Raw genomic sequence first — 15,349 nt, 5'->3', positions numbered from 1 at the left:
GTAGGTCCATTGACTTACCTTAGGAGCACAGCATGACTAACAAAATCATCCTTGCACTCGAAGCAGAGCAGATGACCAAAGAGATCCCTACCTTTGCCCCGGGCGACACCATTGTCGTTCAGGTGAAAGTGAAGGAAGGCGACCGTTCGCGTCTGCAAGCGTTCGAAGGCGTGGTAATCGCCAAGCGTAACCGTGGTGTGAACAGTGCTTTCACTGTTCGTAAAATCTCCAACGGTGTTGGCGTAGAGCGTACTTTCCAGACCTACAGCCCGCAAATCGACAGCATGGCTGTTAAGCGTCGCGGTGACGTGCGTAAAGCCAAGCTGTACTACCTGCGTGACCTGTCCGGTAAAGCAGCTCGCATCAAGGAAAAACTGGCTTAAGTCCAGCTTCCCGATGCAGAAAAAAAGCAGCCTGCGGGCTGCTTTTTTTGTGCCTGGGATTTATTGACGGGGGCGGGTCGGCGGCGCGCCTATCGCAGGCGGGCCAGCTTCCACACTTGATCATTAGTGGTCATAAAATCGATGCACGACACAAATCCAATGTGGGAGCCGACTTGCCTGCGATAGGATCTACCAGACACCTCCGTCATCTGCCTGAGCCCCCATGCCCGCCATCGACCACCCTCTGATTGACCGCTTCCTCGACGCCCTCTGGCTGGAAAAAGGCCTGTCGGACAACACCCGCCAGGCCTACCGCAGCGATCTGGCGCTGTTCAACGGCTGGCTGCAGGAAAAAAACCTCGAGCTGATCAATGCCGGCCGTGAGTTGATCCTCGATCACCTGGCCTGGCGCCTGGAGCAGAACTACAAGCCGCGCTCCACAGCGCGCTTCCTTTCCGGTGTGCGTGGCTTTTATCGCTACCTGCTGCGGGAAAAGCTCATTACCCTCGACCCGACGTTACAGGTCGACATGCCGCAATTGGGTCGGCCATTGCCCAAATCCTTGTCGGAAGCCGATGTCGACGCCTTGCTCGCCGCCCCGGACTTGAGCGAAGCCATCGGCCAGCGCGATCGTGCCATGCTCGAAGTGCTGTACGCCTGCGGCCTGCGGGTGACCGAGCTGATCAGCCTGACCCTTGAGCAAGTCAACCTGCGCCAGGGCGTGCTGCGGGTGATGGGCAAGGGCAGCAAGGAGCGGCTGGTGCCGATGGGCGAAGAAGCGATTGTGTGGGTCGAGCGCTACATGCGCGATGCGCGCGGCGAACTGCTCGGTGGGCGCCCCAGCGATGTGCTGTTCCCCAGCCAGCGCGGTGAGCAGATGACCCGCCAGACTTTCTGGCATCGCATCAAGCACCAGGCCAAGGTGGCAGGGATCGGCAAGAGCCTGTCGCCGCATACTCTGCGCCATGCATTTGCCACGCATTTGCTCAACCACGGCGCGGATTTGCGCGTGGTGCAAATGCTCCTTGGCCACAGTGACTTATCCACAACCCAGATCTACACCCATGTGGCACGGGCGCGCTTGCAGGATATGCACGCCAAGCACCATCCGCGAGGCTGAAAACCGCCAAATTATCCCGCCACGGGCTGCCCTGCGGCCCAACTGTGGTAGGCTTTGCCGGTTAGCAAAGGGGACGGCGTGACTTGTGATTACAGTGCCGTGTTTCCAGATCGGTGTTCGACACACCCGTCCCTGCATCTGCCTTCAGGAGTTCCCATGCGCTTGACCCAGATTATTGCCGCCGCAGCCATTGCGTTGGTTTCCACCTTTGCCGTCGCCGATGACGCTGCCGAGCAGACTATTCGCAAGAGCCTGGCCAACCTGCAACTCGACACACCGATCGAAAGCATCAGTGCCAGCCCGATGGCCGGCCTGTACGAAGTCAAGCTCAAGGGCAGCCGCGTGTTGTATGCCAGTGCCGACGGCCAGTACATTGTCCAGGGCTACCTGTTCCAGTTGAAGGACGGTAAGCCGGTCAACCTGACCGAGAAAGCCGAGCGCCTGGGCGTGTCCAAGCTGATCAACGGCATTCCGGTTGCAGAAACCGTGGTCTACCCGGCCATCGGCGAGACCAAGACGCACATCACCGTGTTCACCGACACCACCTGCCCGTACTGCCACAAGCTGCACGCCGAAGTGCCGGCGCTGAACAAGCTCGGTGTGGAAGTGCGCTATGTCGCGTTCCCGCGTCAGGGCCTCGGTTCGCCGGGCGACGAGCAGTTGCAGGCGGTCTGGTGCTCGGCCGACAAGAAAGCGGCGATGGACAAGATGGTCGACGGCAAGGAAATCAAAGCGGCCAAGTGCGCCAATCCGGTTTCCAAGCAGTTCGCCCTGGGCCAGTCCATTGGTGTAAACGGTACACCGGCCATCGTTTTGGCTGACGGCCAGGTGATTCCGGGCTATCAGCCGGCACCGCAAGTTGCCAAACTGGCGCTGAGTGCCAAATAAACCAGCATCGTCGAACCTTTGACGATCATGGCCCTTCGATAAGTCGATGGGCCATTAATTGAAAGCCGCGGTTGTGCGGCTGTTTTCCACGGCCGACCTCGCGTCGGCCGTTTCATGGGGAGTTCTTCAGTGAAACCGGTCAAAGTAGGCATCTGTGGGTTAGGGACCGTCGGTGGCGGCACCTTCAACGTACTTCAGCGTAATGCTGAAGAAATTTCCCGCCGTGCAGGGCGCGGGATTGAAGTGGCGCAAATTGCCACGCGTTCGCCAAAGCCTCAGTTCGAAACGACCGGTATTGCGATTACCAACGATGTCTTCGCCGTGGCGACCAACCCAGAAATCGATATCGTCATCGAGCTGGTGGGCGGCTATACCATTGCCCGCGAGCTGGTGCTCAAGGCGATCGAAAACGGCAAGCACGTGGTCACCGCCAACAAGGCGCTGATCGCCGTCCACGGCAACGAGATCTTCGCCAAGGCGCGTGAGAAGGGCGTGATCGTCGCGTTCGAAGCCGCGGTGGCCGGTGGTATCCCGGTGATCAAGGCGATCCGTGAAGGCCTGTCCGCCAACCGCATCAACTGGGTGGCCGGCATCATCAATGGCACCGGTAACTTCATCCTCACCGAAATGCGCGAGAAGGGCCGCACCTTCGAAGACGTGCTGGCCGAAGCCCAGGCCCTGGGTTACGCCGAAGCCGACCCGACCTTCGACGTTGAAGGCATCGACGCGGCGCACAAACTGACCATCCTTGCGTCCATTGCCTTTGGCATCCCGCTGCAGTTCGACAAGGCCTACACCGAAGGCATCACCCAGCTGACCACCGCCGACGTGAATTACGCCGAAGCCCTGGGCTATCGCATCAAGCACCTGGGCGTGGCGCGCTGCACCGCGGCCGGTATCGAGTTGCGCGTACACCCAACGCTGATCCCGGCCGACCGCCTGATCGCCAACGTCAATGGCGTGATGAACGCCGTGATGGTCAACGGTGACGCCGCCGGTTCGACCCTGTTCTACGGTGCCGGCGCCGGTATGGAACCGACCGCTTCGTCGGTGATCGCCGACCTGGTGGACGTGGTTCGCGCCATGACCAGCGACCCGGAAAACCGCGTGCCGCACCTGGCCTTCCAGCCGGATTCGCTGTCGGCCCACCCGATCCTGCCGATCGAGGCGTGCGAAAGCGCCTACTACCTGCGCATCCAGGCCAAGGATCATCCGGGCGTACTGGCCCAGGTTGCCAGCATCCTGTCGGAACGTGGCATCAACATCGAGTCGATCATGCAGAAGGAAGTCGAGGAGCAGAACGGCCAGGTGCCGATGATCCTGCTGACTCACCGCGTGCTCGAGCAGCACATCAACGATGCCATCAAAGCCCTGGAAGCCTTGCAAGGCGTAGTGGGCCCGGTGGTACGGATTCGCGTCGAACACCTGAACTAACCGATTTGTTCCAGGGGCCCCGTGTGATCGGCGGCCCCTGTTCGAGAATGTTTTAGAGGAGCCAGTCATGCGTTACATCAGCACCCGCGGCCAGGCACCGGCCCTGAATTTCGAAGACGTCCTGTTGGCAGGCCTTGCCACCGACGGCGGCCTGTACGTGCCGGAAAACCTGCCACGCTTCACCCAGGAAGAAATCGCTTCCTGGGCCGGCCTGCCGTATCACGAACTGGCGTTCCGGGTGATGCGCCCGTTCGTCACCGGCAGCATTCCGGATGCGGATTTCAAAAAGATCCTGGAAGAGACCTACGGCGTGTTTTCCCACAACGCCATCGCGCCTCTGCGCCAACTGAATGGCAATGAGTGGGTTTTGGAGCTGTTCCATGGCCCAACCCTGGCGTTCAAGGACTTCGCTCTGCAACTGTTGGGGCGCCTGCTCGATTACGTGCTGGAGAAGCGCGGCGAGCGCGTGGTGATCATCGGCGCCACTTCCGGTGATACCGGCTCGGCGGCCATCGAAGGCTGCAAGCACTGCGAAAACGTCGACATCTTCATCCTGCACCCGCATAAGCGCGTGTCGGAAGTACAGCGTCGGCAGATGACCACCATCTTCGGTGAAAACATCCACAACATCGCTATCGAAGGCAACTTCGACGACTGCCAGGAAATGGTCAAGAACAGCTTCGCTGACCAGAGCTTCCTCAAGGGCACGCGCCTGGTTGCGGTGAACTCGATCAACTGGGCGCGGATCATGGCCCAGATCGTCTACTACTTCCACGCTGCGCTGCAGCTGGGCGGGCCGGCGCGTTCGGTGTCGTTCTCGGTGCCGACCGGCAACTTCGGCGACATCTTCGCCGGCTACCTGGCGCGCAACATGGGCCTGCCGATCAATCAGTTGATCGTCGCCACCAACCGCAACGACATCCTGCACCGCTTCATGAGCGGCAACCAGTACGTCAAGGAAACCCTGCACGCCACCTTGTCGCCGTCGATGGACATCATGGTGTCGTCGAACTTCGAACGCCTGCTGTTCGACATGCACGGCCGCAACGGTGCGGCGATTGCCGGCTTGATGGACACCTTCAAAAGCGGTGGCGGTTTCAGTGTCGATGAAGAGCGCTGGACCGAAACCCGCAAGCTGTTCGACTCCCTGGCCGTGGACGATGCACAGACCTGCGAAACCATCGCAGAAGTCTATGCCCAGACCGGCGAACTGCTCGACCCGCACACCGCGATCGGCGTGAGGGCTGCACGCGAATGCCGTCGCAGCCTGGATATCCCGATGGTGATCCTCGGCACCGCGCACCCGGTCAAATTCCCGGAAGCGGTGGAGAAGGCCGGCGTTGGCAAGGCGCTGGAGTTGCCGGAGCATCTGTCCGACCTGTTCGAGCGTGAAGAGCGTTGCACCGTGCTGCCGAATGACCTGAAGGCGATGCAGGGGTTTGTCAGCCAGCATGGCAATCGCGGTAAGCCGCTGTAAGGCAAACTGCCGGCGCCCTGGCGCAGACAAAAACGCCGCTTTCCCTTCCGTGGGTCAGCGGCGTTTTTCGTTTCAGGCAGGCCCGGGTTGCTGAGCGTTATGAGAGTAGTTTCTGCGCCACGACAATCACGGTGCCGACAGCGGCGTAGAAACCCGTGGCGATACCCACGGGGTACCAGAAAGTCTCACAGGTTATCTTCAAGGACTCCGCGTTGAGCTTGCCTCGCTCGGCATGCATGCGTGAAATCTCGGCATAGATGCGAGATACGTCAGCATGCATCTTCTCCATCGACGCTTGTTGTTCGTTGTGTTCCACCATCATGTTCATCCTTAGCAATAAGGGCCTTTGACATGCACTTCTAGCTGCGTGACAGCGTGATCAGCGCTTACCGAATATAGGGTTCACCCTCGGCCGCGCTGCAGGGCGAACCCTGAAACGGCCGCCCATTGCGTAAGCAGTTATGTGCGGCCGTTTTTTCGTTGTCATGTTGCAAGCGCATGCTGGATCAAGTCACTCCCTGACGGCTCCATAAACACGAAAAAGCGAACTTTCCTACGTTACAAACAGTCACTTAGGAGAGAGGCAACCCCCATTGAAACGATTGTTCCCGAACTATTGAGTGGTGATCGAAATGGAAAGTATCAGCCTATTGCTCGAAGAAGCGCTGAGCCCTTATCAGGTTACGCTGACCACCGCTGGTGTGCAGGGCGAGTGCCTGGTAACCGTAAAGAATCCTGCTGGTGCCATCGTGGTCGAGCGTGAAGTCGACCGGGCGCAACTGACCGACAAGCGCGTCCTGGTGGATGTCGTGGATTGCTTGCTGCGCGATCTGAAAATCGCCGAAGGGCGCCTGGAGCCCTCGGTCATCGCTGCCTTGCGCAATGCGGCCCAGACCCGCAGCAGCGCCCTCGCATGAAGAATTGTTTATCCGCGGAAACTTCCTACGGCGTGGCCGGTCAGATTTAGTAACAGCAAGAGCAGACATTGTGCTCCGGTGTTTGTGACTTGCTGTACTGGTCTTTGTAGGCCACGTTTAACCCCGAAGTGTCTCCCCACTCTTCGGGGTTTCTTTTTGCCCGCGATTTATCACGGGGTGGGCACTTCTTCATAGAATCGCGAATGGTCCAGCAGGTATTGCTCGCGCAGGGCCGGGTCGAGCCATGACGCGTAGGAACGCAGCAACTGCGCCTGCGGCAGGTCGCCCAGCAACTGGTTGATACGCGCCATGACCTCGCGCCCCTCGGGCGTATCCGAACAACCGATATGGATGTGCTGATAGGGCGCGGTGCCGGCAATCGGATAGAACGCCAGCCCTTCGGGATCGATACCTTGCTGCAATGCGTGATAGCGAATTTCGGTCCAGTAACCCAGTACGCCTTCCAGGCGTCCCAGGCGCTGCATTTGCAGCAGGCTGCCCAAGGCGTCGGTGCCGTAGTGCATCACTCGATTGTGCGTGTCGCCTTGCTGCAACATGCCGTCGATGAATGGCCCGTAGCTGCGCTCGGCGATGATGCCCAGGCGTGTGCTCTTGTCTCGTAGCATCGCGTCCAGGTCGACCTTGCCTTGCACGATAAAGGGCGCCAGGACTTCACGGTTTTGCTGGCGGACGACCACGCCATTGCTCACCACGGGAAACGCCTGGCCGGAATACACAATCCATTGGGTCCGCTCCGGCGTCCACAGCAGGGTAGGGTCGCAGGTGAGGGAGGGCGCCTGGAGCATCTGCATGCCCCGCGCACGGTTGACGTGCTGGACCTGGTGCTGATACTCCGGCAGGTGCTCCATCAGCATCGGCAACAATTCGTCGATGGCGCCCTGGCCTTTTTGCGGGCCTTCGAAGATCGTCAGCGGCGGCAGGTCGCGAACCAGCCAGATCAAGGTCTGCGCCGCCTGGGTCGGTAGCGGCAATAGCCCCAACAAGGGCGCGCACAGGTGCAATAGCCAGCGGCGAGTCATTATCTTGAACGCGCCATCAGATCGCCCCTTGTTCACGCAAGCGGATGATGGCCGCCGCGTCATAGCCCAGCTCACCGAGTACCACGCTGTTGTGTTCGCCCAGTTGCGGCCCCACCCACTCGCAACTGCCAGGGGTGTCGGAGAGCTTGGGCACGATGCCTGGCATCTTGAAGTCCTTGCCGTCGGGCAGTTGCGCCTTGAGGAACATTTCCCGCGCCAGGAATTGCGGGTCCCCGAGCATGTCTTCGGCGCTATAGATGCGGCTGGCCGGCACCTCGGCCTTGTTGAGCTGCTCGACCACCTGTTCCAGCGGCAGCGAATTGACCCAGCGATCAATCACGCCATACAGCTCGTCGCGGCGCTCGTCACGCCCGTCATTACTGGCCAATTGCGGGTCGTTGGCCAGATCCTCACGGCCGATGGCGGACATGAAGCGCTTGAAGATCGCATCGCCGTTGGCGCCGATCTGCACATGCTTGCCGTCCGCGCTGGTGTGGATCGAGGACGGAGTGATGCCGGGCATGATGTTGCCGGTGCGTTCGCGGATGAACCCGAACACATCGAACTCCGGGATCATGCTTTCCATCATGGCGAAGATGGCCTCATACAGTGCTACATCCACCACTTGGCCCAGCCCGCCGTTGACCTCGCGGTGACGCAACGCCATCAGCGCGCCGATCACCGCCCACAGAGCGGCAATGGAGTCGCCGATGGAAATCCCGGTGCGTACCGGCGGGCGGTCTTCAAAGCCGGTGATGTAACGCAGCCCGCCCATCGATTCGCCGACCGCGCCAAACCCCGGCTGGTCTTTCATCGGGCCGGTCTGGCCAAAGCCCGAGAGGCGCACCATCACCAGCTTGGGGTTCAGCGCGTGCAGGGTGTCCCAGCTCAGGCCGAGCTTTTCCAGGACGCCGGGGCGGAAGTTCTCGATCAGGATGTCGGCGTCCGCCAGCAACTGCTTGAGGATGGCCAGGCCGTCGGGGTGCTTGAGGTTCAGCGTCAGTGATTTTTTGTTGCGTGCCTGTACGAACCACCACAGCGAGGTGCCTTCGTACAGCTTGCGCCATTTGCGCAGCGGGTCGCCGCCGTCCGGGGATTCGACCTTGATCACTTCGGCGCCGAATTCGGCGCAGATGCGTGAAGCGAACGGGCCGGCGATCAGGGTGCCGAGTTCGATGACTTTCAGGCCGGCAAGCGGTTTGGCGTTAAACGACATGAGGAACCTTTCATACGCAGCACAGTGGTGTAATGCCTTTTAACATAGGCGAGTCGCGCAGGGATAAGGATGATGCAGCGCAGGATTCGTTGAATAGCCCTACCATCGGTTAGACTGCCCGCCTTTCCCTGTCTCTAGAAGCCCGTTCATGGCCCAGCCGTCCACGACCTACAAGTTCGAACTCAACCTCACCGACCTCGATCGCTCGGTGTACGAGAGCGTCAAACAGACCATTGCCCGCCACCCTTCGGAAACCGAAGAGCGCATGACCGTGCGTCTGCTGGCCTACGCCCTTTGGTACAGCGAGCAGCTGTCGTTTGGCCGTGGTCTGTCAGATGTAGACGAGCCAGCCCTGTGGGAAAAAAGTCTGGATGATCGGGTTTTGCACTGGATCGAAGTCGGCCAGCCCGATGCCGACCGCCTGACCTGGTGCTCGCGTCGCGCCGAGCGTACCAGTCTGCTGGCTTACGGCAGCCTGCGCGTGTGGGAAGGCAAGGTGATTCCGGTGGCGAAAACCCTGAAGAACGTCCACATCGCCGCCGTGCCGCAGGAAGTCCTCGAGACCCTGGCCAAGGACATGCCCCGCGTGATCAAGTGGGACGTGATGATCAGCGAAGGCACGATCTTCGTCACCGATGATCGTGGCCAGCATGAAGTGCAACTGCAATGGCTGATCGGCGAGCGCGGTTGAGCTAGCGCTTGTAGCTTGCCGCTAATATTTCCCCTACAGAGAATTTCCCAGCGTCCCATGCGTATCGATCCCCGCCCGTTGCCTGCTGTCCTGCCGTTTCTCGGTGAATTGCCACCGCTGTTGACCCGCCTCTACGCTGCGCGCGGGGTGCGCTCGGAGGCTGAGCTGGACAAGAGCCTGGCGCGGTTGATCCCTTATCAGCAGCTCAAGGGCATCGACGCCGCGGTAGACCTGCTGGTGACGGCCTTGGAGCAACGCCAGCGCATCCTGATCGTCGGCGACTTCGACGCCGATGGCGCCACTGCCAGTACGGTGGGCACCCTGGGCCTGCGCTTGCTCGGTGCGGCCCATGTCGATTACCTGGTGCCCAACCGTTTCGAATACGGCTACGGCCTGACGCCAGAAATCGTCGCCGTAGCGCTGCAGCGCGAGCCGCAGTTGCTGATCACCGTGGATAACGGCATCTCCAGCGTCGAAGGCGTGGCGGCAGCGAAGGCGGCGGGGCTCAAGGTGCTGGTCACCGACCACCACTTGCCGGGGGATGAGTTGCCGGCGGCGGATGCCATCGTCAACCCGAACCAGCCCGGCTGTGAGTTTCCGAGCAAGGCGTTGGCCGGGGTCGGGGTGATCTTTTATGTCTTGATGGCCCTGCGTGCCCGTTTGCGCAGCCTGGGCTGGTACGAGAACACGCAGCAGCCGAACATTGGCGAGTTGCTTGACCTGGTCGCCCTGGGCAGCGTTGCCGACGTGGTGCCGCTGGACGCCAATAACCGCATCCTGGTCCACCAGGGCCTCGAGCGTATCCGTGCCGGTCGCGCGCGGCCGGGGATCAAGGCGATCCTCGAAGTGGCCAAGCGTGACCACGCTCGCCTCACGTCCACCGACCTCGGGTTTATCCTCGGGCCACGGCTCAATGCCGCCGGGCGCCTGGACGATATGAGCCTGGGCATCGAATGCCTGCTCACCACGGATTTCGCCGCTGCACGGGAAATGGCCGCGCAACTGGACGGCATGAACCAGGACCGCAAATCCATCGAACAAGGCATGCAGCGCGAGGCCCTGGCCCAGCTCAAGGACTTGCCGCTGGAGTCGATGCCGTATGGCTTGTGCCTGTTCGACCCGGAGTGGCACCAAGGTGTGATCGGGATCCTGGCGTCGCGCATGAAAGAGCGCTATTTCCGTCCGACCATCGCCTTTGCCGACGCCGGTGATGGCCTGCTCAAGGGCTCAGGCCGCTCGGTGCAGGGCTTTCACATCCGCGATGCGCTGGCGGTGGTGGCGAGCCAGCATCCCAACCTGATCAGCAAATACGGCGGTCACGCCATGGCGGCAGGCCTGACATTGCCCGAGGCGAATTTCCCGTTGTTTGCCCAGGCCTTCGATGCCGAAGTGCGTCGGCAACTGCGCGAAGAAGACTTGACCGGCCGGCTATTGTCCGACGGCACCCTGGCGGTGGAAGAGTTTCACCTGGAGCTGGCGCGCGCGCTGCGGCATGCCGGCCCCTGGGGGCAGCACTTCCCCGAGCCGTTGTTTCACGGGGTGTTTCAGTTGGTCGAGCAGCGTGTGGTGGGGGAGCGGCACCTGAAAGTGGTGCTCAAGAGCGAATGCGGCTCCGTGAAGCTCGATGGCATTGCGTTTGGGGTTGACCGTGAAGTCTGGCCGAACCCGACCGTGCGTTGGGTGGAGTTGGCCTACAAGCTGGATGTGAACGAGTTCCGTGGGCAGGAAACCGTGCAGTTGATGATTGCGCATATCGAGCCGCGCTAGTTCCAACCCCAATGTGGGAGGGGGCTTGCCCCCGATAGCGGTATGACTGACCTATCGCTATCGGGGGCAAGCCCCCTCCCACATTGGGTTTTGCGTACAGCGCGGAATTACTCGGCCTTGGCCTGGTGCTTGACGATGATATCCACCAAACGCTTGGCCAGCGCCGGGTAGTTCTCATCGAAGTGGTGCCCGCCCGGCAGCTTGATCGCTTCGCCGACGGCGGTCTTGTCGGTGCAGCCGCTTTCGTCGACCTCTTCGGCACCGTAGATGCACACTACCTTGGCCGCTGGCAGCTTGGCCATTTCCGGGCCGGTCGCGGCTTCTTTGCCGGCGTTGCCCAGCCAACCTTCCACTTCGATTTCAAAGCTGCCGGTGCGTGCGAACGCCAGCAGGATGATTGCGTCGACGCGCTGCTGCTCGCTTTCCGGCATGCGGTTGTAGATGGCGGGCAACACGTCGGCGCCGAACGAATAGCCGGTCAGTACGAAGCGCTTGGTGCCCCATTTCTGCCGATAGTGCTGCATCAGCTCGCTGAGGTCCTTGGCGCTTTGTTCCGGAGTCTTGTGCTGCCAGTAGTAGCGCAGGGTGTCGATGCCCACGACCGGGTAGCCGATCTTGGCCATTTCACCGGCCACGTCGCGGTCGAGGTCACGCCAGCCGCCGTCACCGGAGAGGAACAGGGTCACGGTGTCCTTGGCCTGGCCAGCCGGGACTTCCACGACCGGAATCGCCAGGCCGCCGTTGTCCGAACCGACCAGTTGCTTGCGCAGTTCGTTATTCAGCACTTGTGGGTAGTGAATGTCGTAGTCGCTGATGCTGGTGGTGGCGCGGGGGGTGTCGCGCACGAAACTGGCGCTTTCATCGTCAGGGTTGTCGTTCCACGCCACCAGCCAGTTGCCGTGGGCGGCGGTTTTCGGCAGCGGGTCTTTGCAGCCTTCCTGCACCAGGGCGAAGCCGACGGAGATGGCATTGGCCTTGTCGTCGTTCTGTGTGGCCAGCCAGCGCCAGGCGAGGGCTGCGCCAGGGCCGATGCCGCTGACCAGCGTCGCAGGGCCCTTGAGCTGGCTCAGGGCGCCTTGCAGTGCCTGTTGCTGCAGTGTGCAGTCATCCTTGGGCAGGATCACCTGCACGATCTGCGCCTTGCCGCCCTGGCTGAGGGCAATCAGTTGGCTGTCGGTCAGGGTCTCGTCGGCCATCACCGCCACGGCCACGCGGGCTTTGGGGGTGCCGGCCGGGGTGACGCGGGTCATCACCGAGCCATCGGCCTGGGGCAGTTGCTCCAGGGTCGGCTGTGGGGCAGGGCGGTTCCAGTACCAATAGCCGCCACCCAGGACCACGGCGAGCAGCACCACAAAGGCTAATACATACCGCCAGGAGCGTCGAATCATCAGCGTTTCACCAATCCAGTCAAGCCGCCTGCGATCAGGGCGGCGGTATCGGCCAGTGCCACCAGCGGATCAAGTCCTGCGGGCACGGCCATGTAACGGGGTTCCCAGTCAGGCTGGAACTTGTCTTTGAAGCGGCGCAAACCTTGGAAGTTATACAGTTGCTCGCCACGGCGGAACACCATCGAGCCCAGGCGTTGGGTCAGCGGCGCGCCACGACGCGGTTGCAGGCCAGACAATGGCACCATGCCGAGGCTGAAGCGAGCATAACCGTGGCTCTTATAGTGTTGAATCAGGCCGACCATCATGAATTCCATGGTCAGCTTGGGCGCATCGGGGTGGGCGCGCATCAGGTCGAGGCTGGCCAGGTCGTGGCTGTAGGTCTCGAGCAGGTTGGCGAAGGCCACCGGGTGCCCTTCGAAGCGAATGATCGCGATGCGAAAGTGCTTGAGGTAGTCGTCGCTGAAGCGTCCCAGGGAAAACCCCTTCTCCCGCACGTTCTTGCCGGTCAGCCAGGCGTCGGAAATAACCTTGAGTTCGTCCATCGGCGCCGTGCCCGGTTCGTGGATCTCCAGGGACAAGCCATCCCGGGTGCCACGGTTCCAGGTGTAGCGCAAATCCTTCATCTCTTTGCCCTTGGCTTCCAGGTCAAAGCGTTTCAGGTCGACGCGGGCTTCTTCGCCCAGCTTGATCGCGGTCAGGCCGATGTCCATGTAGTACGGCAGGTTTTCCGCGCGTACCTGGTAGAACACCGGGCGCGCATGGTGGATGTCGCACAGGTCGCGGAACTGCCAGATCATCTCGGCGCGGGGTTGGGTCGGGCCGATCGGGTCGTACAGGGCTACCAGGCTGCGCCCGCGACGGGCGTACATCAGGAAGGCTTCGTCGTTGGGGTGGAACAGCAGCGCCTTGTCGCCGGTCAGCGCCAGGCCGCCGTCGGGTTGCGATGAGGCCATCAGGATCTTGGTGGCGCGTTCCAGTTCTTCGGCTGTCGGCAGGTGGATCACCGGGCGCGCGGTACGCAGCAGCCAGGTCAGCGACACGATCACCAGCAGCACCGCAGCCCCCAACAGCGAGCGCAGGCCGCGCGGGGCGTTGGCGTCGAGGGTGAACTGCCACCACAGTTGGTGGCTATACGGGACGTCTTGATAGGCAAACAGCAGCAGCCAGATCGAAGCCCCCAGCACGCACACGCTGGCTACCAGATACAGCGGCGAGAACGGCAATTCGGTCAGTCGGCTGGCGCGGTAGAAGGAGCGGCGGAAGATCGCCAGCAGCACGGCGGTCATAGTCATCAGGCTGGCTTCTTCCCAGTCGAAGCCCTTGAGCAGCGAGAGCAGGGCGCCGGTCAGCAGCAGCACCATGGTCAACATCCAGGCCGCCGACAAGCGTCGACGCAGGCCTTGGGCCAGCAACAGACACAACACGCCGATCAGGCTCGCGCCAAAGTGCGAGGCGTCAATCAGGCGGTGGGGAATCAGGAAGCCGATGTTTTCCAGGCGTGAGTCGATCTCCGGCGTGGCGCCGGAAAACAGCAGGACCACGCCGGACAAAAAAACCAGTACGGCCAGCACCGGCGCGGCGAAGCCCGACGCCACGCGCAGGCTCTGCTGGGTCTGGAACAGGCGCTGGGCCTCGTTGACCAGCAGGAACACACAGGCGATCAGCAGCGGCAGCACCACATAGATCATGCGGTACAGCAGCAGGGCGGCGGCCAATGGCGCGGCGCCGAGCTTGTCGGCAAAGGCCGCGAGCAGGATCGCCTCGAACACCCCGACGCCACCCGGCACATGGCTGAGTACGCCAGCGGCCAGCGCCAGCAGGTACACCAGCAGGAACGGGCCGAACGGTGGCGCTTCCGGCAGCAGCATATAAAGGACGGTGGCGGCAGCGGCGACGTCCAGCGCGGTGATGATCAGTTGCAGGAACGTCAGGCGTCGACCGGGCAGGCGCAGGGTGCGGCGGCCGACCTTGACCAGCAGGTTGTCCGTGTAGGGCTGTTCCGGCAGGCGACGGCGATAAATCCCGATGCACAGCGCGGCCGACAACAGCAACACGACGCCGGCAATCGCCCCCAGCAAGCCTTGCGACACATGCAGCGCAGTGGACGCGGCGGGCAAGTTGCTCAAGGTGGCCAAGGCCGCCAGCGGCGGCAGGGCGCAGCCCAGGGAGAGGCTGGCGAACACAGTCATGCGGGCGACTTCCGAAGCCCCGATGCCATGGCGCGCATATAAACGGTAACGCACCGAACCGCCCGAGAGCATCGACAGGCCAATGGCGTTGCCGATGGCAAAGGCGGTAAAGCCGCCGAGGGCGAGGGTCTTGCGGGGCAGTTTCACCCCGGCATAGCGTGCGCCGGAGAACTCATAGCCCAATAGAATGACGAAGCCGGCGATGGCGGCGACGAACGCGCCCAGCAACGCCGGTTTGGGTACTTCCAGGATCGAGTCGTGGAGGGCGTAGAGATCCAGTTCCAGCAGCAGGTGTCGGCAGGCGATCAGGGCGATTGCGAACAGCAACAGCGTCACGGCCAGCCCGATGGGTTGCCGATACTTGCTTAACAGATCCAGCCAGCGCAAACGGGTGGGAGTGATCGGTTGTGTCGCTGTGACAGGGTCTTGTGGTTCAGACGAGTTGGCGCGCATCAATCACCTCGTGGATTGTGCGCGACAGGATGGGGGTATCCAGCCAAGTTACCAATCCCTATGGACAAAATAATTACAAATATTAACGCGGATCACCGGATGCGGCGACTGCGGCCATTGGTCGTAGAAGGATCAAGCATAGCGTGCGATGAAATGGACTCCACGAAACGTCTAGGGTTTCATGAAAGATGCCATGTCATTGTTTCAGAAGAACTTTTTTGCCAGATACAAAAAAGGCCACTCTTTCGAGTAGCCTTTTTTGATGTTTGGTTGCGGGAGCCGGATTTGAACCGACGACCTTCGGGTTATGAGCCCGACGAGCTACCAGACTGCTCCATCCCGCGTCTGTGGCCGGCATTCTACAGCCCAGCGGCGGAGTGTCAACC

13 protein-coding genes and 1 tRNA gene are annotated in these 15,349 nt (G+C 61.5%); 8 read left to right on the top strand and 6 right to left on the bottom strand.

Annotation, left to right across the window (positions count from 1 at the left end; all coding sequences use genetic code 11):
• Nucleotides 1–32 precede the first annotated feature (32 nt).
• From rplS to thrC, 5 genes are all read left to right on the top strand, one after another.
• Nucleotides 33–383 (top strand): 50S ribosomal protein L19, encoded by a 351-nt coding sequence (rplS, locus tag LQ249_RS25330; protein WP_003175895.1) that lies wholly within the window; start codon nucleotides 33–35, stop codon nucleotides 381–383.
• Between the two features lie 223 nt (nucleotides 384–606).
• Nucleotides 607–1,503 carry a site-specific tyrosine recombinase XerD gene (gene xerD / locus LQ249_RS25325; RefSeq protein WP_079444621.1) on the top strand — a complete coding sequence of 299 codons (897 nt, stop codon included), beginning with the start codon at nucleotides 607–609 and terminating at the stop codon, nucleotides 1,501–1,503.
• Nucleotides 1,504–1,659: 156 nt separating this feature from the next.
• The gene (locus tag LQ249_RS25320; RefSeq protein WP_003175893.1) at nucleotides 1,660–2,391 is read left to right on the top strand and encodes a thioredoxin fold domain-containing protein; all 732 of its coding nucleotides are present in this window, start codon (nucleotides 1,660–1,662) and stop codon (nucleotides 2,389–2,391) included.
• Nucleotides 2,392–2,520: 129 nt separating this feature from the next.
• Nucleotides 2,521–3,825, top strand: a complete 1,305-nt coding sequence (locus LQ249_RS25315) for a homoserine dehydrogenase (protein ID WP_017846133.1) — start codon at nucleotides 2,521–2,523, stop codon at nucleotides 3,823–3,825.
• A gap of 67 nt (nucleotides 3,826–3,892) precedes the next feature.
• Entirely contained in the window at nucleotides 3,893–5,302 is a 1,410-nt protein-coding gene (thrC, locus tag LQ249_RS25310; protein WP_128191963.1) for a threonine synthase, read from the top strand.
• Between the two features lie 97 nt (nucleotides 5,303–5,399).
• On the opposite strand, the gene LQ249_RS25305 is transcribed toward thrC, so the two are convergent.
• Nucleotides 5,400–5,621 carry a hypothetical protein gene (locus LQ249_RS25305; protein WP_017846131.1) on the bottom strand — a complete coding sequence of 74 codons (222 nt, stop codon included), beginning with the start codon at nucleotides 5,619–5,621 and terminating at the stop codon, nucleotides 5,400–5,402.
• Nucleotides 5,622–5,934: 313 nt separating this feature from the next.
• Between LQ249_RS25305 and LQ249_RS25300 the strand changes: the two genes are divergently transcribed.
• Nucleotides 5,935–6,219 carry a DUF3509 domain-containing protein gene (locus LQ249_RS25300; protein ID WP_017846130.1) on the top strand — a complete coding sequence of 95 codons (285 nt, stop codon included), beginning with the start codon at nucleotides 5,935–5,937 and terminating at the stop codon, nucleotides 6,217–6,219.
• 170 nt (nucleotides 6,220–6,389) lie between these two features.
• Here LQ249_RS25300 and LQ249_RS25295 read toward each other — a convergent pair whose 3' ends face one another.
• Nucleotides 6,390–7,259, bottom strand: a complete 870-nt coding sequence (locus LQ249_RS25295) for a TIGR02285 family protein (protein WP_057004565.1) — start codon at nucleotides 7,257–7,259, stop codon at nucleotides 6,390–6,392.
• A gap of 16 nt (nucleotides 7,260–7,275) precedes the next feature.
• On the bottom strand, nucleotides 7,276–8,475 hold the full coding sequence (locus tag LQ249_RS25290; protein WP_046382203.1) for a CaiB/BaiF CoA transferase family protein: 1,200 nt from the start codon (nucleotides 8,473–8,475) through the stop codon (nucleotides 7,276–7,278).
• Between the two features lie 148 nt (nucleotides 8,476–8,623).
• On the opposite strand from LQ249_RS25290, the gene LQ249_RS25285 reads away from it, so the two are divergent.
• Both LQ249_RS25285 and recJ read left to right on the top strand, forming a co-directional pair.
• On the top strand, nucleotides 8,624–9,166 hold the full coding sequence (locus tag LQ249_RS25285; RefSeq protein ID WP_017846127.1) for a YaeQ family protein: 543 nt from the start codon (nucleotides 8,624–8,626) through the stop codon (nucleotides 9,164–9,166).
• 57 nt (nucleotides 9,167–9,223) lie between these two features.
• Nucleotides 9,224–10,933: a single-stranded-DNA-specific exonuclease RecJ gene (gene recJ, locus LQ249_RS25280; protein WP_046382204.1), complete on the top strand. Its 1,710-nt coding sequence runs from the start codon at nucleotides 9,224–9,226 to the stop codon at nucleotides 10,931–10,933.
• 107 nt (nucleotides 10,934–11,040) lie between these two features.
• Here recJ and LQ249_RS25275 read toward each other — a convergent pair whose 3' ends face one another.
• The 3 genes from LQ249_RS25275 to LQ249_RS25265 all read right to left on the bottom strand — a co-directional run bounded on the left by LQ249_RS25275 (nucleotide 11,041) and on the right by LQ249_RS25265 (nucleotide 15,307).
• Entirely contained in the window at nucleotides 11,041–12,321 is a 1,281-nt protein-coding gene (locus LQ249_RS25275) for a virulence factor family protein (protein WP_046382205.1), read from the bottom strand.
• On the bottom strand, nucleotides 12,321–14,963 hold the full coding sequence (gene mprF, locus LQ249_RS25270; RefSeq protein ID WP_128191965.1) for a bifunctional lysylphosphatidylglycerol flippase/synthetase MprF: 2,643 nt from the start codon (nucleotides 14,961–14,963) through the stop codon (nucleotides 12,321–12,323). Before mprF ends, LQ249_RS25275 begins: the two co-directional genes overlap by 1 nt.
• A 267-nt stretch (nucleotides 14,964–15,230) precedes the next feature.
• Nucleotides 15,231–15,307 (bottom strand) — tRNA-Met (locus LQ249_RS25265).
• Nucleotides 15,308–15,349 lie beyond the last annotated feature (42 nt).

The sequence above is a fragment of the Pseudomonas sp. 7-41 genome (assembly GCF_021233075.1).
GTDB classification, from domain to species: domain Bacteria; phylum Pseudomonadota; class Gammaproteobacteria; order Pseudomonadales; family Pseudomonadaceae; genus Aquipseudomonas; species Aquipseudomonas veronii.
The sequence above is the reverse complement of the archived record's forward strand: the minus strand, read 5'-3'. Positions and strand labels throughout refer to the sequence as shown.

Bases quoted from the DNA above. Each gene is read 5' to 3' on its own strand.
- rplS (WP_003175895.1), top strand. From the start codon at position 33: ATGACTAACAAAATCATCCTTGCACTCGAAGCAGAGCAGATGACCAAA.
- recJ (WP_046382204.1), top strand. From the start codon at position 9,224: ATGCGTATCGATCCCCGCCCGTTGCCTGCTGTCCTGCCGTTTCTCGGT.
- LQ249_RS25285 (WP_017846127.1), top strand. From the start codon at position 8,624: ATGGCCCAGCCGTCCACGACCTACAAGTTCGAACTCAACCTCACCGAC.
- LQ249_RS25300 (WP_017846130.1), top strand. From the start codon at position 5,935: ATGGAAAGTATCAGCCTATTGCTCGAAGAAGCGCTGAGCCCTTATCAG.
- LQ249_RS25275 (WP_046382205.1), bottom strand. From the start codon at position 12,321: ATGATTCGACGCTCCTGGCGGTATGTATTAGCCTTTGTGGTGCTGCTC.
- LQ249_RS25290 (WP_046382203.1), bottom strand. From the start codon at position 8,475: ATGTCGTTTAACGCCAAACCGCTTGCCGGCCTGAAAGTCATCGAACTC.
- xerD (WP_079444621.1), top strand. From the start codon at position 607: ATGCCCGCCATCGACCACCCTCTGATTGACCGCTTCCTCGACGCCCTC.
- thrC (WP_128191963.1), top strand. From the start codon at position 3,893: ATGCGTTACATCAGCACCCGCGGCCAGGCACCGGCCCTGAATTTCGAA.
- LQ249_RS25320 (WP_003175893.1), top strand. From the start codon at position 1,660: ATGCGCTTGACCCAGATTATTGCCGCCGCAGCCATTGCGTTGGTTTCC.
- mprF (WP_128191965.1), bottom strand. From the start codon at position 14,963: ATGCGCGCCAACTCGTCTGAACCACAAGACCCTGTCACAGCGACACAA.
- LQ249_RS25295 (WP_057004565.1), bottom strand. From the start codon at position 7,259: ATGACTCGCCGCTGGCTATTGCACCTGTGCGCGCCCTTGTTGGGGCTA.
- LQ249_RS25305 (WP_017846131.1), bottom strand. From the start codon at position 5,621: ATGGTGGAACACAACGAACAACAAGCGTCGATGGAGAAGATGCATGCT.